Origin of the sequence: Vibrio cincinnatiensis, assembly GCF_022113815.1 — a bacterium.
Taxonomy (GTDB): Bacteria; Pseudomonadota; Gammaproteobacteria; order Enterobacterales; family Vibrionaceae; genus Vibrio; species Vibrio cincinnatiensis_A.
Genome location: NZ_SGOM01000005.1, coordinates 109,274 through 131,704, shown reverse-complemented (window position 1 = coordinate 131,704; position 22,431 = coordinate 109,274). Strand labels below are relative to the sequence as shown.

Genomic DNA, 22,431 nt, shown 5'->3' with positions numbered 1-22,431 from the left:
GCTCCTACTATTGACAGAATAACGCTGAGAATGTAAAACACATATTAAATCACTTTTAATGAATAAAAAACCAGTTAAGGTGGTGTTTGTTTAAATTAATAATCACTTTCTTAATATGGCTTTTTACCCTAATGTTGGATGTGTTGAGATGCTAAAAACGACAATCATCGGTGCAAGCGGTTATACCGGAGCGGAGCTCGCTCTTATGGTAAAAAAACACCCAAAGCTCACGCTATCAGGTTTATATGTTTCCGCCAATAGTGTTGATGCAGGAAAGTCCATCAGCCAGTTGCATGGCAAACTAGCAGGCTTGCTGGATATGCCTGTACAGCCTTTGGTGGATGTCGAACACGTCGCTCAATCATGTGATGTTGTTTTTTTAGCGACGGCTCATGAAGTTAGCCACGATCTTGCGCCACTCTTTCTGGCACAAGGTTGTCAGGTTTTTGATTTATCTGGTGCTTATCGGGTTCAGGATGAAGCTTTCTATACACAATTTTATGGGTTTAAACATCAGCATCATGCATGGTTAGAGAAAGCCGCTTATGGCTTGGCAGAATGGAATGCCTCTGCGATTGCTGAAAGCCAGTTAGTCGCGGTAGCGGGATGTTATCCCACCGCTTCTCAGTTGGCGGTGAAACCTTTACTGGTTGAAGGGCTTATAGATGAAACTCAGTGGCCTGTGATTAATGCCGTGAGTGGGGTTTCTGGTGCTGGTCGTAAAGCCAGCATGACTAACAGTTTTTGTGAAGTGAGTTTGCAACCTTATGGCGTTTTTACTCACCGTCATCAACCTGAAATTGCCGCTCATCTGGGCTGTGATGTGATATTCACTCCGCATTTAGGAAACTTTAAACGGGGGATCTTGGCGACGATTACGATGAAGTTAGCTCAAGGGGTCAACGAATCACAGGTCGCGCAAGCCTTTATGAAGGCTTACCAAGAGAAACCAGCCGTTCGTTTACACAGTACCACATTGCCTCGTATTCAAGATGTGGAATTAACCCCTTTTTGTGATATTGGTTGGAAGGTCAGTGGTGAGCATATTATTGTGGTTTCCGCGATCGATAACTTGTTGAAAGGGGCGTCAAGCCAAGCGATGCAGTGCTTAAATCTTCATTACGGTTTTGATGAACTCACCGCTTTAGTGTAAGGGATTAAACATGACGGATAAGCAAAATCCACTGGTCGTTAAATTAGGCGGCGCAGCACTCTCTTGTGCTAAGACATTAAGTCAGTTATTTGGTGCCATCGCTCAGTATCAGACACAAGCCCAGAGGCCAATCGTAATTGTTCATGGTGGTGGTTACTTAGTGGATGAGCTGATGGACAAGCTGCAACTCAAAACCGTGAAAAAAGACGGCCTAAGAGTGACGCCTTATGATCAGATTCCTGTGATTACTGGTGCACTTGCTGGAACGGCCAATAAAATGTTGCAAGGGCAAGCAATCAAAGATGGGCTTAATGCCGTTGGCCTGTGTTTAGCCGATGGGGGATTATGCCATATTGAACAACTTGACCCAGAACTAGGGGCGGTAGGGCAGGCCACGCCAGGTAATCCCTCAGTGGTTCAAGCCTTGTTAGCGGTTGGAGTGGTACCGATCATCAGTTCGATTGGTTTGACTGACGATGGCGAGATGATGAACGTCAATGCAGATCAAGCCGCGGTAGCAGTCGCGGGAGCATTGGATGCGGAATTGGTGTTGCTCTCTGATGTGAGTGGTGTGCTAGATGGAAAAGGGCATGTACTCGCAAGCCTTGACGAGCAACAAGCAGATGCTTTGATTGTTGGAAAAGTGATTACTGATGGCATGATCGTTAAAGTCAAAGCAGCGCTGGGCGCGGCGAATGATCTTGGTCGCCCTATTGAAGTGGCGAGTTGGCGATACCCTGAAAAATTGAGTAAGTTGTTTGCTGGAGAGAGTATCGGAACCCGCTTCCTACCTCGATAGCGGATCGATTTAATCGTAAAAACATAGTGAATTAATGGACGTCACCCTGAGCACTGACCGCCAAGCGCAGCGCCAGGATTTGGAGAAATAAAATGAGTAAAGTACAAGTAAAAAAAGTGGTTGTTGCATATTCTGGCGGTCTAGATACCTCAGTCATTATCCCATGGCTTAAAGAAAACTATGGTTGTGAAGTGGTCGCTTTTGTGGCGGATGTGGGGCAAGGTGCAGAAGAACTGGTTGGCATTGAAGAAAAAGCCATCGCCTCTGGTGCTTCTGAATGTTATGTGGTGGATCTCAAAGATGAACTTGTTAAAGACTACATCTACCCAACCTTAAAAACAGGGGCTTACTATGAAGGTAAATACCTACTTGGCACCTCCATGGCACGTCCTGTTATTGCGAAAGCACAAGTAGAAATTGCACGTAAAGTGGGTGCGGATGCACTGGCGCATGGTTGTACTGGTAAGGGGAATGACCAAGTTCGTTTTGAAGGTGCTTTTGCGGCATTGGCTCCTGATTTACATGTGATTGCGCCATGGCGTGAGTGGGATCTCGTCAGTCGGGAAGCGTGTCTTGATTACCTTGCTGAGCGTAATATTCCTTGTGCTGCTTCACTCACCAAAATTTATTCGCGTGATGCAAACGCATGGCATATCTCAACCGAGGGTGGCGTGTTAGAAAGTACATGGAATGCGCCGAACGAAGACTGCTGGGTGTGGACGGTTGATCCTGAGCAAGCACCGAATGAGGCTGAATATGTAACTCTCAAAGTCGAAAAAGGGGAAGTCGTTGCGGTTGATGGACAAACACTTTCTCCTTACCAAGCTTTGGTTTGCTTAAATGAAAAAGGAGCGAAACACGGAGTTGGACGTATTGATATCGTAGAAAACCGTTTAGTGGGAATGAAGTCTCGTGGTTGTTATGAAACCCCAGGAGGCACCATTATGATGGAAGCACTACGTGCGGTTGAGCAGTTAGTCCTAGATAAAACCTCTTTTGAATTCCGTGAGGAACTCGGTATTAAAGCTTCGCATCTTGTTTATGATGGTCGTTGGTTTACTCCATTACGTCAGTCTGTTTTTGCAGCAGCAGAAGCGTTAGCAGAAGATGTGAATGGTGAAGTGGTCATTAAACTTTACAAAGGGCAAGCGACAGCCACACAGAAACGTTCAGAAAATAGCTTATACTCTGAAGAGTTTGCAACTTTTGGGGCAGATGATGTTTATGACCAAAGCCATGCTGGCGGCTTTATCCGTCTTTACTCCTTGTCTAGTCGTATTAAAGCGTTAAACGCGGCAAGCAAGAAATAGTATTAAAATAAATAATCAAAAATAGCGCATTGATGGTGGCCCGTTTGCTTTGCAAGCGGGCTTTATTTTTAATGTTGAATGTGATTGGTTGAATAAATATGTTTCAAAAGTGAATTTTTACTTTATTTTTTGTTCAACTTACCGTAACTTTGCAAGAAGCAATAATTGCCTGATTCAGGCTAGATAACATTGTAGTATAGCAAGTGAATAGTGAGCATTAGGAGACACGCAATGGCATTGTGGGGCGGAAGATTTACCCAAGCGGCAGATACAAGATTCAAAGAGTTTAATGATTCATTGCGCTTCGACTATCGATTGGCTGAGCAAGACATTGTCGGCTCCATTGCTTGGTCTAAAGCTCTGTTATCGGTCAACGTTTTGACGGAAGAAGAGCAGCAAAAGTTAGAGCTTGCACTTAATGAATTAAAGCTAGAGGTGATGGAAGACCCTCAACAAATTTTACTCTCTGATGCAGAAGATATTCACTCATGGGTTGAACAGCAACTGATCAGCAAAGTGGGGGATTTAGGCAAAAAATTGCACACCGGTCGCTCGCGTAACGATCAAGTCGCTACTGACCTTAAACTGTGGTGCCGCCAGCAAGGGCAGCAATTGTTGCTGGCTCTTGATCGTCTTCAGAGCCAGATGGTCTCTGTGGCACGCGCTCATCAAGGCACAGTGTTACCAGGGTATACCCATTTACAGCGTGCTCAGCCCGTAACGTTTGCTCACTGGTGTTTGGCTTATGTTGAAATGTTTGAACGGGACTATTCACGATTACATGATGCTATTCAACGCTTGGATACTTGTCCTCTGGGCTCTGGTGCATTAGCAGGAACGGCTTACGCCATTGACCGTGAAAAATTAGCCTATAATTTAGGTTTTCGTCGCGCCACTAGAAATTCATTGGATTCAGTTTCAGACCGTGACCATGTGATGGAATTGATGTCAATCGCATCGATTTCTATGTTGCATCTTTCTCGCTTAGCGGAAGATATGATTTTCTACAACTCTGGAGAATCTGGTTTTATAGAATTAGCAGATACCGTGACATCGGGCTCTTCTTTAATGCCACAGAAGAAAAACCCAGATGCTTTAGAGTTGATTAGAGGAAAAACAGGTCGGGTCTATGGTGCTTTGGCTGGCATGATGATGACAGTAAAAGCACTCCCTCTCGCCTACAACAAAGACATGCAAGAAGACAAAGAAGGCCTATTTGATGCACTGGATACTTGGAATGATTGCATGGAAATGGCGGCCTTGTGCTTTGATGGAATCAAGGTGAATGATGAGCGCACCTTAGAAGCGGCAAAACAGGGCTATGCGAATGCAACAGAGTTGGCAGACTATTTAGTTGCGAAAGGCATCCCATTCCGTGAAGCACACCATATCGTCGGCGTGGCGGTGGTTGGTGCGATAGGTAAAGGTTGCGCATTAGAAGAGCTGACGCTTGAAGAGTTAAAATCGTTTTCTGCGGTCATTGAAGATGATGTGTACGCGATATTGACCATTGATTCTTGTTTAGAAAAACGTAGTGCCTTAGGTGGTGTTGCTCCTCATCAAGTCGCTTATGCTGTGGATGAAGCTGAGAAACGTTTAGCAAAACGGGATACGACTTCAGTAAAAGTTCGTCCGGCTCGTTTAACCGATATTGAAACCCTAGAAGGCATGGTCGCTTATTGGGCAAACCTAGGAGAAAATTTACCTCGTTCACGTAATGAAATTGTGCGTGACATCGGTTCTTTCGTGGTCGCAGAGCATAATGGTGAGATCACGGGGTGTGCTTCATTATATGTCTACGATTCTGGATTAGCGGAAATTCGCTCATTGGGAGTGGAAGCCGGTTGGCAGGGGCAAGGGCAAGGGTCTGCTATTGTTGATCACTTAGTGAGAAAAGCACGGCAAATGGCGATCAAAAAAGTGTTTGTGCTCACTCGTACGCCAGAGTTTTTTATGAAGTTAGACTTTCTCCCCACCTCAAAAACCTTGTTGCCTGAGAAAGTTCTGAAAGACTGCGGCCAGTGCCCACGTCAGCATGCTTGTGACGAAGTGGCATTAGAAGTGAACTTGGTTGAACGAATGATCATCAAGACCGAATTGGTATGAGGTTGGTGATGATCCTGCACAGAAAAAAAAGATCAAGAAAGATCGATTTTTGGGGAACCATTAAGAAAAAGCTGAGTCTATAACTGTACCACTGCTTTTTCTTAGAATTATCTAAGAGAGCCCTAGAACTCCTTTCGTTTTAGGGCTTTTTTGTTTGATGTCGGCGTCGAGGCAATACCACAAACTTCATCCATAAGTGCAGAAAGAGCAAGCCATTAAATGCAAAACCTGCAAAGAGCAAGCTAATCGAGCTTATACTGCGTGGGTTTTCTCTAAATAGCCAAAACCACCCCACCCAGCAAGCGACCGATAACAGAGTGAGCTGATCCATACAGCGCTGGCAGCGGCCTATTTTTTTCCAAAACCAGTGTTCACGACAGTCATTGCAAGCCATAGTCTACTTTGCTCATGATAAAAAATGGAGTATACGAGATGTCGATGAAAAAGAAAAAACCCAGTTATAAACTGGGTTTGAAGAAGGCATTAAAGATTACTTTTGTAAAAAGGCTTCTAAGTCTTCACTACCGCCGATATGTTTCCCGCCAATAAAAATCTGTGGCACGGTCGTGCGACCAGTAATTGCACGTAAACTAACACTGGTCGCATCTTTGCCCAGTACCACTTCTTCATACTGCAGGTTCGCATCAATCAATAATTGCTTAGCTTTGGCACAGAATGGGCAGCCAGGTTTACTAAAGACTGTAATTGACTCTTGAGTTTTGTACTCTGGCGCAACATAGTTGAGCATCGTGTCAGCATCAGAGACTTTAAATGGGTCGCCGGGTTCATTCGGTTCAATAAACATTTTTTCGATCACACCATCTTTAACCAGCATACTGTAGCGCCAAGAACGCTGACCAAAACCAAGATCCTGCTTATCGACCATCATGCCCATTCCTTGTGTAAAGTCGCCATTACCATCCGGAATAAAGGTGATATTGTTCGCTTCTTGGCTCTCTTTCCAAGCATTCATCACAAACGTGTCATTGACTGAAACACAAAGAATGTCATCAATGCCGTATTCTTTGAAAACAGGAAATAGCTCATTGTAGCGAGGTAAGTGGCTAGAAGAACAGGTTGGAGTAAATGCACCAGGTAAACTGAATACGATGACGGTTTTACCGGCAAATAGCTCATCGCTCGTGACATTTACCCAACTGTCTCCTCGGCGAAGCGGGAAGGTGACTTGTGGAATGCGTTGGCCTTCTTTTGATGCAAACATCATGATTTCCTTATTAGTCTTAACAACAGTGAATGAGCTTAGCGAATATTGCTCAACATTATTGTGACCATTATACAGAAAACCTTTGATAGATCTAATCGTAAAATGTTATGGTTTTGATAGGTAAACCCTATCTGGAAAGAAGATGAACATTCGAGACTTTGAATACTTAGTCGCTCTGGCGGAACATAAACATTTTCGTAAAGCGGCAGAAGCTTGTTTTGTAAGCCAGCCGACATTGAGCGGGCAAATTCGCAAGTTGGAAGAAGAATTAGGCACCGTATTACTGGAACGAAGCAGTCGTCGTGTGCTGTTTACGGACTCTGGGCTACAACTGGTTGATCAGGCAAAACGTATTTTAGCAGAAATTAAGACCTTCCGAGATATGGCGAGTCAACAGGGGGGCGCGATGAGTGGCCCGATGCATATCGGTTTTATCCCAACGTTAGGCCCTTATTTGTTGCCGCGCATTATTCCTAGCCTTAAAGAACACTTTCCTGAACTGACGTTGTACCTGCATGAAGCGCAGACACATCAACTGGTGCAACAATTGGAAGAGGGGAAATTGGACTGTTTAGTACTTGCTTCGGTGGAAGAAACGGAGCCTTTTAAAGAGATTGATATTTTTTGTGAAGCGATGAGCATTGCGGTTCCGTGCGACCATGAGTGGGCGAACCGGAATGAAATCGAGATGTTAGAACTCAAAGGCAAAACCGTGTTAGCACTAGGTGACGGTCACTGTTTACGTGACCAAGCACTGGGCTTTTGTTTTGCCGCTGGGGCGAAAGATGACGAACGCTTTAAAGCCACCAGCTTAGAGACTTTGCGTAATATGGTTGCCGCTGGATCAGGCATTACTTTATTGCCGCAACTTTCTCTACCGGGGGAAAAGATTAAAGATGGGGTTTGTTATATCAAAGCGGTGAATCCTGAGCCGTCACGTAGAATCGTATTAGCTTATCGTCCTGGGTCACCTCTTCGACAACGTTTTGAGCAGTTAGCGGAATCGATGAAAGCGTGTCTTGAGCGTTAATCGCCCTTGTATTGGATGTCTATGGCCACCCTAGTCGGGTGGCCATATAAGGTTTAAAAGAGCTCTTCACCCTCATCAGATGAGTAGATATTTTGTGTTTCTTCTACCACATATTCTGTGGGCTCCGTTCCTTGAATAAAGTATTCAAATACTGAGCTGGCATCGAGTTTGTTGGTTAATAAACCACTGTCTCGATCGATTCTTACTCGCACAATTTTTTGCGGAACAGAAGTACTCTTTACTGCGACATCTTCTAGTGCTGAACGCATGAAATCGATCCAAGCGGGTTGCGCGGTTTTAGCGCCCGCTTCAGCTCCGGAAATATCATCTTCAATATTTGGGTTGGGAATACTTTTCCCGAGTTTTCGGTTGTGATCATCGAAGCCTACCCAAGCAGTGGCAACAACACCAGGGCCAAAACCGTTATACCAAGCATCTTTCGAATCGTTGGTGGTGCCCGTTTTTCCGCCAATATCACGGCGTTTTAATACCTGAGCACGCCAGCCTGTCCCGTTCCATCCGGTTCCTTCTCTCCAGTTTCCTCCACCCCATATGTTGCTGTAGAGCATTTCTCGAACTAAAAAGGCATTTTGTTCTGAGATAACTTGAGGCGCATAGAATGTGTCTGCATCTTGTTCATTAAAGCCATGAGTCGGTGCTGAACAGCCTTGATGGCACACCGTTTTGGGCGAGGCGGAAAACGCCAGTTGTCCATAGGTATCTTCGACTTTATTGATGTAGAAGGGTTCGACATAGTACCCGCCATTTGCAAACACAGAGTAGCCTTGAGCCATTTTTACGGGGGTTAAACTCCCTGCGCCTAAGGCGATGGTTTCAGAACGAGGAACTTGATCTAATTCGAAACCAAAGCGGGTTAAATATTGACGCGTTTCATCTAAGCCAACTTCGCGGAGCACTCGAACCGCCATGACGTTTTTCGATTGAGCTAAACCGATACGTAGGCGAGTTGGGCCAACATAAGTTGGTGGTGAGTTCTTTGGTCTCCATGCGGTACCTTGGCTTTCATCCCACTGGTTGATCGGTGCGTCGTTGATTAACGTAGCTAAAGTCAGCCCTTTATTGAGCGCTGCAGAATAGATAAACGGTTTGATACTTGAACCCACTTGTCGAACCGATTGGGTGGCGCGGTTAAACTTGTTATGAACAAAGTTAAAACCACCCACCAACGCTAAAATAGCCCCATTGTCTGGGTTCATTGCCACAAAGGCGGTATTGGCATTGGGGACTTGGCTCAGTTTCCAATGCTCTTTTCCGTCTTCAGCGAGTGGTATAGGGCGAACCCAAACTTGTTCACCCGCAGCTAAAATGTCACTGGCTTTCGTTGGGAGTGGGCCTTGTCGATCATCTGTGATGAAGCGGCGCGCCCAATTCATCTCTTCCCAACCGATCGTGACCATACCAGTATTTTTCACCCAAACCTGCGCTGACTTGGCTTCCACTTTTAATACAACGGAAGGGAATAAATCCCCATAAATGGGCTCATTTTTTAGGTGATGATCAATTTTTTCTTGGTCCCATGCTACTTGTTTAGGGTTCCAAAGAACTTTCTCGGCTCCTCGGTAACCGTGTCGTTCATCGTACGCTAATAGATTGTTGATAGCGGCTTGATTTGCCGCTTGTTGTTGTTTGGCATTGATGGTGGTGTATACATTCATGCCTGAGGTGTAAGCCTCTTCACCATAACGTGACACCATCCAAGCGCGAGCGATCTCTGCAACATAAGGAGCATGCAATTCAATCTCTGCGCCATGGAATTGACCATCAAGCACCTCATTACGAGCGAGTTCATATTCTGGTTCGGTAATGTAGTGTTCAGATAACATGCGAAGCAGCACCACATTGCGACGTTGAGTCGCTCGTTCCACAGAATAGATCGGGTTCATGGTTGAAGGGGCTTTAGGCAAACCGGCAATCGTGGCCACTTCACCTAAGGTTAAATTTTGCGCTTCTTTACCAAAATAAGTTTGAGCGGCGGCACCAATACCATAAGAACGGTAACCGAGGTAGATCTTATTTAGGTAAAGCTCAAGGATTTCATCTTTACTTAACAGTTGTTCGATGTGAATGGCGATAAATATCTCTTTGATTTTTCGCATAATTTTCTTCTCATTGGATAAGAAGAAGTTACGAGCTAACTGTTGAGTGATGGTACTCGCACCTTGGGATGCACTGCCGGAGGCAGCAACGGCAAAAGCCGCTCGAGTAATACCGATGGGGTCAAAACCGTAGTGTTCGTAAAAGCGGGAGTCTTCAGTGGCAACAATGGCTTCCAGTAGTGTTTTTGGCATCTCTTCCAGCTTTAGAGGAATCCGTCGCTTTTCACCAAATTGTGCAATTAATTTCCCGTCTTGGCTAAAGACCTGCATGGGAGTTTGCAGTTGAACTTCTCTTAATGTTGCCACATCGGGCAGATCCGATTTCACATAAAAATAGAAGCCAAAGATTGTAGTGACTCCAAGAATAATGCAAATCAATGAAAATATAAGTAAACGCTTTATGAACTTCACCGGAGAATCCCTGTTTAGTAGAGGCTGTCTTAATGCAAACCCCTGTACTCTAGACTAAAACCTCAGCACTTAAAAATAGTGAGCGATGATTTTTTAAAAAATCTTCGCTCCATGCTGGTGTTGTTACTGGAGTTAATGGCATGAGTAAATCACTAGTTACAGGTGTTGATATCGGTCACCACAGCATTAAAGCGGTGGTTTTAAAGCTAAGTGGCGAAACATACTCGCTGGTTAGCTATAAGGAAATCGTCGTAACCGACGACATTTTCGCCGATAACTACACGCTGGATTATCAGAAAATTGTAAAGAAACTCAAAGAACTAAAAAAGAGCTTACCGTTGTTTAGCCGTAAGGTGTCGATCTCGGTGCCGGATAACGCGGTGATCAGCAAAGTTTTGCAGATAGAGAGTGAGCTAGATCTAGCAGAGCAGGAGTTTGCCATCTATCAAGCTTTTTCTCATCAATCGCCCTTACCGATTGAAGAGTTAAGCTTAGATTTTATTAAAGTGTCAGACAAAGCTCTGGGACGAAACAGCAGTGAAACCTACCAAGTTTATGCCACGCGTCGTGAAGTGGTAGAAAGCCGTGTGAGTGCTTCTGAAAAAGCGGGCCTTGAACCCGTTCTCCTTGATGTTCAGATGCACAGCTTAGTGCGAATTTGGCAGCACGTTAGTCAAATTCAGCAGAGAACGAATTGGATGTTGCTCGATATTGGTTATAGCCAAAGTTCTTTGTGCCTCGACTTCATGGATAAAGCCCCATTTTGTAAAGATATCCCATTGGGGACTCGCTGGTTTAATCAAACTGGGCAGTTAGAGGGAAGCTGTCATGCTGCATTACAGGAAAGCTCGACTGGTGTACAAGCGTTTAATCAAGAATTTGTTGAACGATTGGCTCGGCAAATTCAGCTATTTACTTCAGTGCATGGTGCGCAAAGTTTAGCGGGAATATGGTTGTCTGGTGGGGGGGCGGTGATCGCCGGGTTAGCGGAAGCTATCAGCGAACGATTGGCATTACCGTGTGAGTTATTTACACCGCTATCTGTCTTTAACCATAAATTGAGTAAACGCCGGCGAACCTTAAGTGAGCAGCAACGGTTTAGTACTGCTGCAGGGTTGGCGTTACGAGGAATCGAATGGTTGGAGAGTGATCATGCTGCATAACATTAACTTGTTGCCGTGGCGAGAAGCGCAGCGTGAAGCCTATCGGCAGCATTTTATCCACTTACTGATCTTAGGTGTACTTTTGGCGCTGGGTGCACAATGGTTAGCTGGCAGTTACCTAGACCAGCAGAAACAGCAGCAACAGGGGCGGCTTGATTTTCTTAACCAGCATATTCGGCAGTTAGATGAACGTCTTCATGCCTTAAAAGTGACAGAGCAAGAACATAAGGCCTTATTAACCCGCTTAAAAGTGGTGGAGTCTTTACAGCAGAAACGCAATAAAAGTACTGAATTTATGCACCTTATGCCCGACTTGATTCCGGAAGGCGTTTATGTCGATAAAATCAAAATGAATGGGCAAGATGTGGAAATGAGCGGTATTAGTGATAGTACTGCTCGCCTCGCGACTATGTTGGATAATTTGGAGAAATCTCCCCAGTTATCATCGGTGGGGATGCATTCTATTGTGTCGGGCAATCGTCGTTTCGGTAAGCAATTTCAGAGTTTTAAAGTTTCTTTCCTCTTTCATGCTTCCGAGCAAGTCGCTCAAAAGCCAATACAAGAGGAGGCCTCTCATGACTAAAGCTCGTGATTTAGATTTTGATGAGGTCATGGAGTGGCCTAGAGCGGCGCAGTTGGTGGTGATCGCCCTGCTGATTATGGTGATTCAAGCGGCAGGCTATTGGTTTTACCTATTGCCAAAACAAGAGAACTTAGAGGGGCTAAAGCAACAAGAGCAAACGCTCAAATCTACCATTCGGATTAAAGCCAGCAAAGTGGCAACCTTGCCGCAATTACAAGCACAGTTAGATGAATTGACTGAGCGTTATGACTTTTTGCTGCGTCAATTACCCGTGCAGCAAGAGTTAGCCAGCATGTTGGCTTCGGTGAATGAGTTGGGGTTACAAAACTCGTTGACCTTTACCCGAATTGATTGGGGAGAAAAGCTCAATCAAGAATTCCTATACCGTCTGCCACTTAATATCGAACTGACAGGCAATTATCACAATATTGGTGACTTCTCAGAAGCGATAGCCAAGTTACCCCGAATTATTAACTTCGATGATGTGGACTGGCAAAGAGTCAGCCAAGAAAGCAGTACGTTGCACTTTAGGGTTCGCGCGTATACCTACCAGTTTAAATCGGAGGTTAATGATGAAAAATAATCTCAGGTTTCTAGGCTGGTTATGCCCTTTGTTATTGGTTGGGTGTCAAGCGAATGATGACTCGTTAGAGGATTATTTACTTGAGGTGGAATTGCAGACAAAAAAAGAAGTCGCTCAGCTTGCACCAGTGGTGCAGTTTCAAGCTTTTCATTATGGGCAGCATGGCAAACGTGAGCCGTTTGTCTTACCGCAAGAAGCGCTAGTACAAAATCAGTCAGTCGTTAAGTCGGACTGTTGGCAACCGGTATCACGCAGTAAAACCGGAACGCTGGAACGTTATCCCCTTAATCAGTTGCGTTTAAGGGGGGTGATGAGTAGTGGTGGCAGTATTTCCGCCTTGGTACAGACCCCGAACGGTACGGTCGTTAATGTGAAAGCAGGCCAGTACCTTGGGTTAAATAACGGCCGAATCACTCGGGTTGCCGATAATTATCTGCTGATAAAAGAAACCTTGCCCGATGGCTTAGGGTGCTGGAATCAGCGTAATGTCAAATTGGCTTTGAAGTAAGTTTTTCAGTTTAGAGACCTAACTATGATTAAAGGATTAAATTCGACGGTGGTACGTAGTTTGCGTTACCTGTGTATAGGGTTATGGGCACTGTCAGCCGTTAGTGTTGTTGCCAGTGAATTAACAGGTGCGAATCAATTGAAAAATATTGATTTTCGTTTAAATAAAAATAAAGAAGCCGTTTTGATCGTCGAACTGGCTTCCTCCTCAACCGTGGTGGATGTGCAAAAAACAGAGCAAGGTTTAACAATTGACTTACTCAAAACCGATGTGGCGGATGAACAACTTTACTTATTAGATGTGAAAGATTTTGCGACTGCCGTGGAAAGTGTGGAGGTTTTTCGCCAAGAGCCAAGCACCTTGTTACAAGTGGCCATTCAAGGGGCATTTAATTATGAATATGCTTTACGAGGTCAATATCTAGAGGTTGTGATTGCCACCCTGAAGGAAGAAGAATCGGCTCCCGCACCGAACCTGATGGAAAAGCAAGGTAAACTTATTTCAATTAACTTCCAAGATATCCCCGTACGAAATGTTCTGCAGTTAATTGCTGATTATAACCAATTCAACTTGGTGGTTTCAGACTCGGTCAAAGGTAACTTAACCCTTCGCTTAGACGGTGTTCCTTGGCAACAAGTGCTTGATATTATTTTACAGGTCAAGGGGCTCGATAAGCGGGTTGATGGTAATGTGATTCTTGTTGCTCCGAAAGAGGAGTTGGATTTACGAGAAAAGCAGCAACTGGAAAAAGCACGTTTAGCGGAAGAGTTGGGGGATTTACAGTCTGATATTATTAAAGTGCATTTCGCCAAAGCTTCCGATATCGCGGACATGATAGGTGGGGCAGGAACCGTGAACATGCTTTCTGAACGCGGTTCTATTAGTATTGATGAGCGAACCAATGCGCTCTTGATCCGCGAGTTGCCTGAAAACATTAAAGTGATTCGTGACATTATCGAGTCGCTAGATATTCCCGTGAAACAAGTGCAGATTGAAGCCCGAATTGTCACCGTTAATGAGGGTAACTTGGATGAGCTGGGCATCCGCTGGGGTGTATCATCAACCAATGGTAATAATACCGTTGGTGGTTCTATTGAAGGGAATATGGAGACGATCGGTTTGTATGAACCGGAAGATGGGACCGAGATGATCAATAACTTCCTGAACGTTAATTTAGGAGCCACGGCAGCTAACGCCTCCAGCATTGCTTTTCAAGTTGCAAAACTGGGTTCAGGGACTTTACTTGATCTAGAGCTATCGGCTATGCAGCGTGAATCCAAAGCGGAGATCATTTCTAGCCCTCGCTTGATCACGACGAATAAAAAGCCAGCTTATATTGAGCAAGGAACTGAAATTCCGTATTTAGAGTCATCTTCCAGCGGGGCAACGACGGTAGCGTTTAAAAAAGCGGTGCTCAGTTTAAAAGTTACGCCACAAATTACCCCAGATAACCGTTTGGTACTGGATTTAAGTGTTACGCAGGATCGCCCTGGCGATGTGGTGAAAACGGGAACGGGTGAAGCGGTTGCGATTAATACTCAACGAATTGGCACTCAAGTACTGGTGAATAATGGGGAAACGGTTGTGCTTGGTGGTATTTTCCAACATAGCCTGACCAATACCATAGATAAAGTGCCACTATTGGGCGATCTTCCTTTTCTTGGCGCGCTATTTCGTCGTAGCTATCAGCAATTGGGTAAAAGTGAGTTGCTGATTTTTGTCACACCAAAGGTGGTGATTCAATAACTTAGCGGCATTATTTCCGCTAAAGTGAAATTAAAGTTGCATTAGTGGCACCTTATCTAGATAATTTCGGGTCTTATCACGAATTATCTGTGAGGAATAGGTGCCACAAGCATTCCCATCGCTGACACTAGTATGGCGAACTTTGTGGCGATGTCATTGAATTAACGTTGTAAATTACTGCTAAACATGGCTGAAAAACGCAATATTTTTCTTGTTGGCCCAATGGGTGCTGGCAAAAGTACAATTGGTAGACACTTAGCTCAACAACTGCATATGGAGTTTGTTGATTCTGATACTGTCATTGAAGAGCGCACCGGCGCAGATATCGCTTGGGTATTTGACGTTGAAGGTGAAGAAGGCTTCCGTAAACGTGAAGAAGCGGTGATCAATGATCTCACTGAAGAGCAAGGTATTGTTCTAGCCACGGGTGGTGGCTCGGTGATGAGCAAAGAAAATCGCAATCGCCTTTCTGCTCGTGGTGTGGTTGTTTACTTAGAAACCACAATCGAAAAACAATTAGCACGAACTAACCGTGATAAAAAACGTCCTTTGTTACAAACGGACAACCCTCGTGAAGTTTTAGAAGCACTGGCTGGTGAACGTAATCCGCTGTATGAAGAAATTGCGGATATCACAGTACGTACCGACGATCAAAGTGCAAAAGTGGTAGCCAATCAGATCGTAAAAATGCTAGAAGAACACTAACCAGTTCTTTTATTCGGAGTGCAAACCATGGAACGGATTACGGTCAGTTTAGGTGAGCGTAGCTACCCAATCTCAATTGGTGCCGGATTATTTAATAATCCGGCCCTTCTTCCTCTTTCTGCAAAGCAAAAAGTGTTGGTGATCACTAACCACACAGTTGCGCCCTTGTATGCTAAACAAGTACTGTCGTTACTTGAACAGCGAGGTTGTTTATCTGCCCTGCTGGAACTCCCGGATGGTGAGCAATATAAAAGTTTAGAGACTTTTAATACCATCATGAGTTATTTGCTTGAGCATAATTATAGCCGTGATGTCACGGTTATTGCTTTGGGAGGAGGGGTGATTGGGGATTTAGTCGGTTTTGCTGCCGCATGCTATCAGCGAGGAATCGACTTTATTCAAATACCGACCACATTATTGGCTCAAGTGGACTCTTCCGTTGGCGGAAAAACAGCGGTGAATCACCCCTTGGGTAAAAATATGATTGGGGCTTTTTACCAGCCCAAAGCCGTTATTATTGATACACACTGTTTAGCCACCCTCCCTGAGCGTGAATTTGCCGCGGGAATGGCGGAAGTGATTAAATATGGCATCATTTATGACTACGACTTCTTTGTTTGGTTAGAAGAGCATATAGAAGCTTTGTATGCGTTAGATGAACAAGCGTTGTCTTATGCGATAGCACGTTGTTGCCAAATTAAAGCGGAAGTGGTGGCTTTGGATGAAAAAGAGTCGGGAATCCGTGCGCTGCTCAATTTAGGCCATACCTTTGGTCACGCGATTGAAGCAGAGTTAGGTTACGGTTGTTGGTTACATGGTGAAGCGGTTGCCGCTGGAACCATGATGGCAACCGCAACGGCACAATTACAAGGGCTGATTACTGAGCCGCAGCAAGCTCGTATTCGGGCCATATTAGAAAGAGCACATTTACCCGTGCATACCCCAGACAGCATGACGTTTGAGGATTTTATCAAGCATATGATGCGAGATAAGAAAGTGTTGGCCGGTGAGTTGCGTTTGGTGTTACCAACTGCAATTGGCCGTTCAGAAGTGGTGAAAGGTGTTCCTCAAACGGTGATAAAGCAAGCCATTGAAGCGTGCCGAAACCAATAATTAATTAAGTGGGATCATTAGGATAGTTGATGAGTTTAGCACATGAATTAGAGTTAGATTCACAGACCGAGCTATTGGAGCGTTTACAGCTTCTGACTCGTTTTGGTTCCAACTTTGTCAATGTTTTTGGTAGGTTAGGTGCGGGCAAATCGTGGCTCGCTCAGCGTTATCTGGAACATTGGGCTGGGGACAAAAATCAGTCCCTACTGCTTTGTCATCCGAATCAAACCGATGAACAGCGTAGAACCACTCTCTTAAGTCAGCTTGTTTCTGATCCTCTTTTTAATCCTAGCGATGCTTTATTAGACAGTTTCTCCTATCTTATCGGTGAAGATGAGTGCGATATTGTTGTTGCCATCGATGATGCTCACCTCTTATCGGATACCTTACTTTCCGAATTGTGGATGTGGGTATTGGAAGCGCAAAACCATTCTCGCTGGACAATTAACGTTGTGTTATTTGCGCAGGCAAATAGCCTTGATGCTTTGCTGACTCGTCTAACTTATGGGCAAGAGCATAAGCCTGTGGAGTTAGACATTGAGCCACTGAGTCAATATGAGGCCGATCGCTTATTTGAACAGCGAGTGATGCGCTATATTGAACCAGAAATGGAACGTCAGGCACGTGCGGCCTACAAGAAAGTGAAACTGTTTCCGGGGGAGATCATGGCCTTAACCGAACAGAAAAATGAAAAACGGATTATCATTCGCTCCATTATTGCTTCACCGATGAAAATTGCTTTAGTGATCATGGTATTCCTACTGGTGATTGGAGGGGGTTATTGGTGGATGTGGTCACAACCTTCTGCGGATGAAAAAAGCCAGCAATTGATTCAGAGCCAAAAAAACATTGAGCAAACGGCGATTCCCACTTTAGCACAGGATGAATCCGAGTTGAGCCAAACTGAAGCTGTCGAGAAGGCTCCTTCAGTGGCCTTAGATCTAAGTGGGGTCGAAGATGATTCTGCGGCACTCCCTCCTGATGTCAAAGAAAGCTCAGAAGGCGTTGGCATTGCGGATTCCGATCATCAACGTGTTGTGATTAGCTCTGATGTGGTCGATGCCTTATTAGAGGGAAAACCAGAGCCGCAGGTTGAGCCAAAAGCGAACGACGATCTTGTGCTAGAAGAGGCTTTGCCTAATGATGAGAGTGAGCCCACGGATCGCGCGAGTACAGATGAACAACCAAGTTCGATTCGTTTCTCGTTTGCTCGAGATACACTGCTTGATATGTCTCCTCGTAGTTATACGTTACAACTGGCAGCGGTCAATTCGTTGCAAGAAGTCCAAGCGTTTATTGATCAATACCAGCTAGAAGGGCAGGTGAATGTTTATCCTACCTTACGTAATGAGGTTGACTGGTATATCGTCACCTACAGTAATTACCCAACCATTCAGTTGGCGCGTGATGCGGTAGCAACGTTGCCTGCGGCGATTCAAGCATTGGGACCATGGGCAAAATCACTTAGCCAAGTGCAACGAGAGATTGAGCGTGCGAAATAACGCTGAGTTTGAGCGGAAAATATGTTACATTCCGCTCCCTTATTTTTCGGTGATTGATTAGAGCGGTAGATGAAAAAGCAGCGTGCCTTTTTGAAATGGGCTGGGGGAAAGTTTGGCCTAGTCGAAGAGATCCAACGCCATTTACCCCCCGCCAAAGAATTGGTTGAACCCTTTGTTGGTGCTGGGTCAATCTTCTTAAATAGTGACTTTGAACATTATTTATTAGCTGACATTAATCCCGACTTAATCAACTTATACAACCTGTTAAAAACAGAACCTGCTCATTACATCCGTGAAGCAAAGCGGTGGTTTATTCCAGAAAATAATCGTAAAGAAGCCTATTTGGAGGTCCGTAAACAGTTTAATGGCTGTAATGATGTCATGTACCGTTCGCTGGCTTTTCTTTATATGAATCGTTTTGGATTTAATGGGTTGTGTCGTTATAACCAAAAAGGTGGCTTTAATGTGCCTTTTGGCTCATATAAAAAACCTTATTTCCCCGAAGCTGAACTCGAATTTTTTGCTGAAAAAGCGCAGCGAGCGACTTTTATTTGTACGGGTTACCATCAAACATTCAGCCAAGCTACGCAAGAGAGTGTGATTTACTGTGATCCTCCTTATGCTCCCTTGTCGACGACGGCAAACTTCACCTCATATTCGGGGAACGGTTTTTCACTGGATGATCAAGCAGCACTTGCGGATATTGCAGAAAAAACGGCTCAAGAGCGAGGCATTCCTGTCCTGATCTCTAACCATGATACGATTTTAACGCGTCGCCTCTATCATGGTGCACAATTGAATGCGGTGAAGGTGAAGCGAACCATCAGTCGTAATGGTGCAGGTCGCAATAAAGTCGATGAATTATTGGCGTTGTTTACGCCTAATCGATGATTTTTCAGCGGATTCTTTGAGCACTTTTTCAACACTAGATCGTGCTGCATACTAGGATCTCAACACTTCCTTAGGTTAGAATGCGTTACCGCCGTTCTGCGCATTTCATCACCAAAGAGGTTAGCTATGAAAGATTTCCTTATCGCCCCATCCATTCTCTCTGCCGATTTTGCTCGCTTAGGTGAGGACGTTGAAAAAGTATTGGCAGCAGGGGCTGACGTGATCCACTTTGATGTGATGGATAATCACTATGTGCCGAACCTTACTTTTGGCGCTCCAATTTGTAAAGCGTTACGGGATTATGGCATTACCGCCCCTATTGATGTTCACTTGATGGTCAAACCGGTCGATAGAATCATTCCTGATTTTGCGAAAGCGGGCGCATCCATGATTACCTTTCATGTGGAAGCTTCAGATCATGTGGATCGCACCTTACAGTTGATCAAAGAACACGGTTGTCAGGCCGGAGTGGTATTAAACCCTGCTACACCATTGAGTCACCTTGACTACATCATGGACAAAGTTGACCTCATTCTACTGATGTCGGTCAACCCAGGGTTTGGTGGCCAATCTTTTATCCCTCATACGTTAGATAAATTACGTGCTGTGCGTGAACGAATTGAGCAAAGTGGTCGTTCTATCCGTTTAGAAATCGACGGTGGCGTAAAGGTCGATAATATTGCTGAAATCGCTCAAGCTGGCGCCGATATGTTTGTCGCCGGTTCGGCGATTTTTGGTCAACCTGACTACCAAGCAGTCATTCATGCTATGCGTGAGGAATTGGTCAAGGTGAACTAACCTCCCATTCAATGATTAGGAATATGTTTTGCAACCGATAAAGTTAATTGCCTTTGATCTCGATGGCACCTTATTAGACAGTGTACCGGACTTAGCGATTGCAGCAGATCAAGCGGTTCAAGCACTAGGGTTTCCTGGTGTTTCTGAGCATCAAGTGCGTGATTATGTAGGTAATGGTGCTGATGTTTTGATTGCTCGCTGTTTGAGCCAAGGCCTAAACATAGACTCGTCATTAACGCCAGATTTACGCCAGCAGGCGCGTGAGCGGTTTGATGATTATTATGCAAAAACAGGGCATAAACTGAGCCATCTCTATCCACATGTTAAACAAACATTAGAGCAGCTTTACCAAGCGGGTTTTATCTTGGCGTTAGTGACCAATAAACCCAGCAAGTTTGTGCCCGATGTGTTAGTACAACATGGCATTAGTGAATTTTTCAGCGATGTTATTGGCGGGGATACGTTTGCTGAAAAAAAACCGAACCCAATGGCGCTAGAGTGGTTACTTGCAAAGTATCAACTTGCCCCAAATCAGATGTTGATGGTGGGGGATTCCAAAAATGATATTCTGGCGGCCAAAAATGCCGGATGTGTGTCGTTTGGTTTAACCTATGGATATAACCACGGTGAGCCAATCTCAGACTCAGCTCCGGATATCGTTGCAGATGATATCGCTCAGCTCATTGATGTTGTTATGATTTGCGCATAAAAATTATCACTTGCCACTAGTAAAATACTCATCAATGAGTACACTGCTATCTTGTGCTCGCCAGTGGCGAGCACATTTTCTCACAGAGTTTTCTGTCTTATCTCATATTCAGTAACAAGGAAATCATACCCATGAGCAAACCCATCGTATTGAGTGGTGTTCAACCGTCAGGTGAACTAAGTATCGGTAACTACTTGGGTGCTCTACGTCAATGGCAACAGATGCAAGACGATTATGATTGTCACTACTGTGTGGTTGATCTCCATGCGATCACGGTTCGTCAAGATCCACAAGCATTGCGTGAAGCGACCTTAGATGCATTGGCAATTTGTTTAGCGGTTGGTGTTGATCCACAAAAGAGCACGCTATTTGTTCAGTCACATGTACCAGAGCATGCTCAATTGGGGTGGATTCTTAACTGTTACACGCAAATGGGTGAATTGAGCCGTATGACCCAGTTCAAAGACAAATCTGCGCGTTACGCCAATGATGTGAATGCTGGTTTGTTTGACTATCCAGTGCTCATGGCTGCCGATATTTTGTTGTATGGTGCACACCAAGTGCCTGTGGGTAGCGATCAGAAGCAGCATTTAGAATTAGCACGTGATATTGCCACCCGATTTAATAATATTTATTGCCCTGATTCGAAAACGCCAATTTTTACTATTCCTGAACCGTATATCCCACAAGTGAATGCTCGCGTCATGAGTTTACAAGATGCGACTAAGAAAATGTCAAAGTCGGATGATAACCGTAAAAATGTGATTACTTTGTTGGAAGATCCTAAATCGATCATCAAGAAGATCAACAAAGCACAAACCGACACAGAGACGCCACCACGTATTGCTTATGATGTGGAAAATAAAGCAGGTATCTCCAACTTAATGGGGCTCTATTCGGCGGCTACGGGTAAATCTTTTGCTGAAATTGAAGCCCAGTATGCAGGGGTTGAAATGTACGGACCATTTAAGAAAGAGGTTGGGGAAGCCTTAGTTGCGATGCTGGAACCGGTTCAAGCTGAATATCACCGAATTCGTGATGACCGCAGTTATCTCAATAGCGTCATGAGCCAAGGGGCCGAAAAAGCGTCTGCTCAAGCTTCGATGATTTTGGCAAAAGTCTTTGATGCGGTTGGTTTTGTACCTCGTTCTTGATTCATCTCTTAGGCCAGTGAAATGACTGGCCTATTTCTTTATCATTTGTCTGTTAACCATCTTATGTTGCTGATCATCGATAACTACGACTCTTTTACCTATAACTTATACCAGTATTTTTGTCAGTTAGGTGCAGACGTTCAAGTCGTGCGTAATGATGCGATAAATATTGAGCAAATCGAAGCCCTATCTCCCAGCCATTTAGTGATTTCACCGGGGCCTTGCACTCCCAATGAAGCCGGGATCTCCCTCGCGGCTATTGAGCATTTTGCCGGTAAGCTACCTATACTGGGCGTTTGCTTGGGTCATCAAGCGATTGCACAAGTTTTTGGGGGGAAGATAGTCCGAGCCAGACAAGTTATGCATGGTAAAACCTCACAGATACGACATACGGGGAAAAGTGTATTTACCGGGTTAAATAACCCACTGACCGTTACACGCTACCATTCATTAGTGGTGGAGCAAGGAACGTTAGCAGAGGCGTTTGAATTGACCGCTTGGACTGAACATTCCGATGGTTCCATGGATGAAATCATGGGCTATCAACATAAAACATGGCCGATAGAGGCTGTACAGTTTCATCCTGAATCGATAAAAACAGAGCAAGGTCATCAATTATTGGCCAATTTTTTACGCCGTTAATCATCGAGCCTGATCACTTTTTTTACATTTATTCTGTTTTTGGCAGTCATCGTCATTTTTGAAAATTTATGCGCCAAATTTTCTGCTGATTCATCTTCCCTCCCTTATTCATTCCACGATTACTCGCTATTTTTTAATGAAAGAGAAAAAGAGCTTTATAAATATTGTGATTTAATGCATAAA

Annotated in this window: 21 protein-coding genes; 18 read left to right on the top strand and 3 right to left on the bottom strand. The window is 44.6% G+C overall.

What is annotated here, in order from left to right:
* The first annotated feature begins 148 nt into the window (after positions 1 to 148).
* The 4 genes from argC to argH all read left to right on the top strand — a co-directional run bounded on the left by argC (position 149) and on the right by argH (position 5,368).
* Positions 149 to 1,153: an N-acetyl-gamma-glutamyl-phosphate reductase gene (gene argC, locus EXA13_RS08475; protein WP_238132785.1), complete on the top strand. Its 1,005-nt coding sequence runs from the start codon at positions 149 to 151 to the stop codon at positions 1,151 to 1,153.
* Positions 1,154 to 1,163: 10 nt separating this feature from the next.
* Positions 1,164 to 1,952 (top strand): acetylglutamate kinase, encoded by a 789-nt coding sequence (argB, locus tag EXA13_RS08470; protein ID WP_238132784.1) that lies wholly within the window; start codon positions 1,164 to 1,166, stop codon positions 1,950 to 1,952.
* A 92-nt stretch (positions 1,953 to 2,044) separates the two neighbouring features.
* Entirely contained in the window at positions 2,045 to 3,262 is a 1,218-nt protein-coding gene (locus tag EXA13_RS08465) for an argininosuccinate synthase (protein WP_238132783.1), read from the top strand.
* Between the two features lie 231 nt (positions 3,263 to 3,493).
* Complete coding sequence (gene argH, locus EXA13_RS08460; RefSeq protein ID WP_238132782.1) at positions 3,494 to 5,368, top strand: argininosuccinate lyase; 1,875 nt, start codon at positions 3,494 to 3,496, stop codon at positions 5,366 to 5,368.
* A 139-nt stretch (positions 5,369 to 5,507) separates the two neighbouring features.
* Here argH and EXA13_RS08455 read toward each other — a convergent pair whose 3' ends face one another.
* Together EXA13_RS08455 and EXA13_RS08450 are read right to left on the bottom strand one after the other, a co-directional pair.
* A complete protein-coding gene (locus EXA13_RS08455) occupies positions 5,508 to 5,762 on the bottom strand; it encodes a DUF3624 domain-containing protein (RefSeq protein WP_238132781.1) in 255 nt (84 codons plus the stop codon).
* 96 nt (positions 5,763 to 5,858) lie between these two features.
* A complete protein-coding gene (locus EXA13_RS08450) occupies positions 5,859 to 6,590 on the bottom strand; it encodes a glutathione peroxidase (RefSeq protein WP_238132882.1) in 732 nt (243 codons plus the stop codon).
* A gap of 145 nt (positions 6,591 to 6,735) precedes the next feature.
* Here EXA13_RS08450 and oxyR point away from each other — a divergent pair, with 145 nt between their 5' ends.
* On the top strand, positions 6,736 to 7,623 hold the full coding sequence (oxyR, locus tag EXA13_RS08445) for a DNA-binding transcriptional regulator OxyR (protein ID WP_238132780.1): 888 nt from the start codon (positions 6,736 to 6,738) through the stop codon (positions 7,621 to 7,623).
* A gap of 53 nt (positions 7,624 to 7,676) precedes the next feature.
* On the opposite strand, the gene EXA13_RS08440 is transcribed toward oxyR, so the two are convergent.
* Positions 7,677 to 10,151 carry a penicillin-binding protein 1A gene (locus EXA13_RS08440; RefSeq protein WP_238132779.1) on the bottom strand — a complete coding sequence of 825 codons (2,475 nt, stop codon included), beginning with the start codon at positions 10,149 to 10,151 and terminating at the stop codon, positions 7,677 to 7,679.
* A 140-nt stretch (positions 10,152 to 10,291) separates the two neighbouring features.
* Between EXA13_RS08440 and pilM the strand changes: the two genes are divergently transcribed.
* The 13 genes from pilM to EXA13_RS08375 all read left to right on the top strand — a co-directional run bounded on the left by pilM (position 10,292) and on the right by EXA13_RS08375 (position 22,248).
* Positions 10,292 to 11,314, top strand: coding sequence for a type IV pilus assembly protein PilM (gene pilM / locus EXA13_RS08435; protein WP_238132778.1), 1,023 nt, complete (start codon positions 10,292 to 10,294; stop codon positions 11,312 to 11,314).
* Positions 11,304 to 11,897, top strand: coding sequence for a PilN domain-containing protein (locus EXA13_RS08430; RefSeq protein ID WP_238132777.1), 594 nt, complete (start codon positions 11,304 to 11,306; stop codon positions 11,895 to 11,897). Before pilM ends, EXA13_RS08430 begins: the two co-directional genes overlap by 11 nt.
* Complete coding sequence (locus EXA13_RS08425; RefSeq protein WP_238132776.1) at positions 11,890 to 12,480, top strand: type 4a pilus biogenesis protein PilO; 591 nt, start codon at positions 11,890 to 11,892, stop codon at positions 12,478 to 12,480. Before EXA13_RS08430 ends, EXA13_RS08425 begins: the two co-directional genes overlap by 8 nt.
* On the top strand, positions 12,470 to 12,988 hold the full coding sequence (locus EXA13_RS08420) for a pilus assembly protein PilP (protein WP_238132881.1): 519 nt from the start codon (positions 12,470 to 12,472) through the stop codon (positions 12,986 to 12,988). The genes EXA13_RS08425 and EXA13_RS08420 overlap by 11 nt, the downstream gene beginning before the upstream one ends.
* A gap of 24 nt (positions 12,989 to 13,012) precedes the next feature.
* Complete coding sequence (locus tag EXA13_RS08415; protein WP_238132775.1) at positions 13,013 to 14,734, top strand: type IV pilus secretin PilQ; 1,722 nt, start codon at positions 13,013 to 13,015, stop codon at positions 14,732 to 14,734.
* 186 nt (positions 14,735 to 14,920) lie between these two features.
* The gene (gene aroK / locus EXA13_RS08410; RefSeq protein WP_099610495.1) at positions 14,921 to 15,439 is read left to right on the top strand and encodes a shikimate kinase AroK; all 519 of its coding nucleotides are present in this window, start codon (positions 14,921 to 14,923) and stop codon (positions 15,437 to 15,439) included.
* 27 nt (positions 15,440 to 15,466) lie between these two features.
* Entirely contained in the window at positions 15,467 to 16,552 is a 1,086-nt protein-coding gene (aroB, locus tag EXA13_RS08405) for a 3-dehydroquinate synthase (RefSeq protein WP_238132774.1), read from the top strand.
* 29 nt (positions 16,553 to 16,581) lie between these two features.
* Entirely contained in the window at positions 16,582 to 18,054 is a 1,473-nt protein-coding gene (locus tag EXA13_RS08400) for an SPOR domain-containing protein (protein ID WP_238132773.1), read from the top strand.
* A 69-nt stretch (positions 18,055 to 18,123) separates the two neighbouring features.
* Positions 18,124 to 18,945, top strand: a complete 822-nt coding sequence (locus EXA13_RS08395) for a Dam family site-specific DNA-(adenine-N6)-methyltransferase (RefSeq protein ID WP_238132772.1) — start codon at positions 18,124 to 18,126, stop codon at positions 18,943 to 18,945.
* Between the two features lie 126 nt (positions 18,946 to 19,071).
* Positions 19,072 to 19,743 (top strand): ribulose-phosphate 3-epimerase, encoded by a 672-nt coding sequence (gene rpe / locus EXA13_RS08390; protein WP_238132771.1) that lies wholly within the window; start codon positions 19,072 to 19,074, stop codon positions 19,741 to 19,743.
* Positions 19,744 to 19,771: 28 nt separating this feature from the next.
* On the top strand, positions 19,772 to 20,452 hold the full coding sequence (locus EXA13_RS08385) for a phosphoglycolate phosphatase (RefSeq protein WP_238132770.1): 681 nt from the start codon (positions 19,772 to 19,774) through the stop codon (positions 20,450 to 20,452).
* Between the two features lie 131 nt (positions 20,453 to 20,583).
* Entirely contained in the window at positions 20,584 to 21,606 is a 1,023-nt protein-coding gene (gene trpS / locus EXA13_RS08380; protein ID WP_238132769.1) for a tryptophan--tRNA ligase, read from the top strand.
* Positions 21,607 to 21,669: 63 nt separating this feature from the next.
* Positions 21,670 to 22,248, top strand: coding sequence for an aminodeoxychorismate/anthranilate synthase component II (locus EXA13_RS08375; protein WP_238132880.1), 579 nt, complete (start codon positions 21,670 to 21,672; stop codon positions 22,246 to 22,248).
* The last annotated feature ends 183 nt before the right edge of the window (positions 22,249 to 22,431 follow it).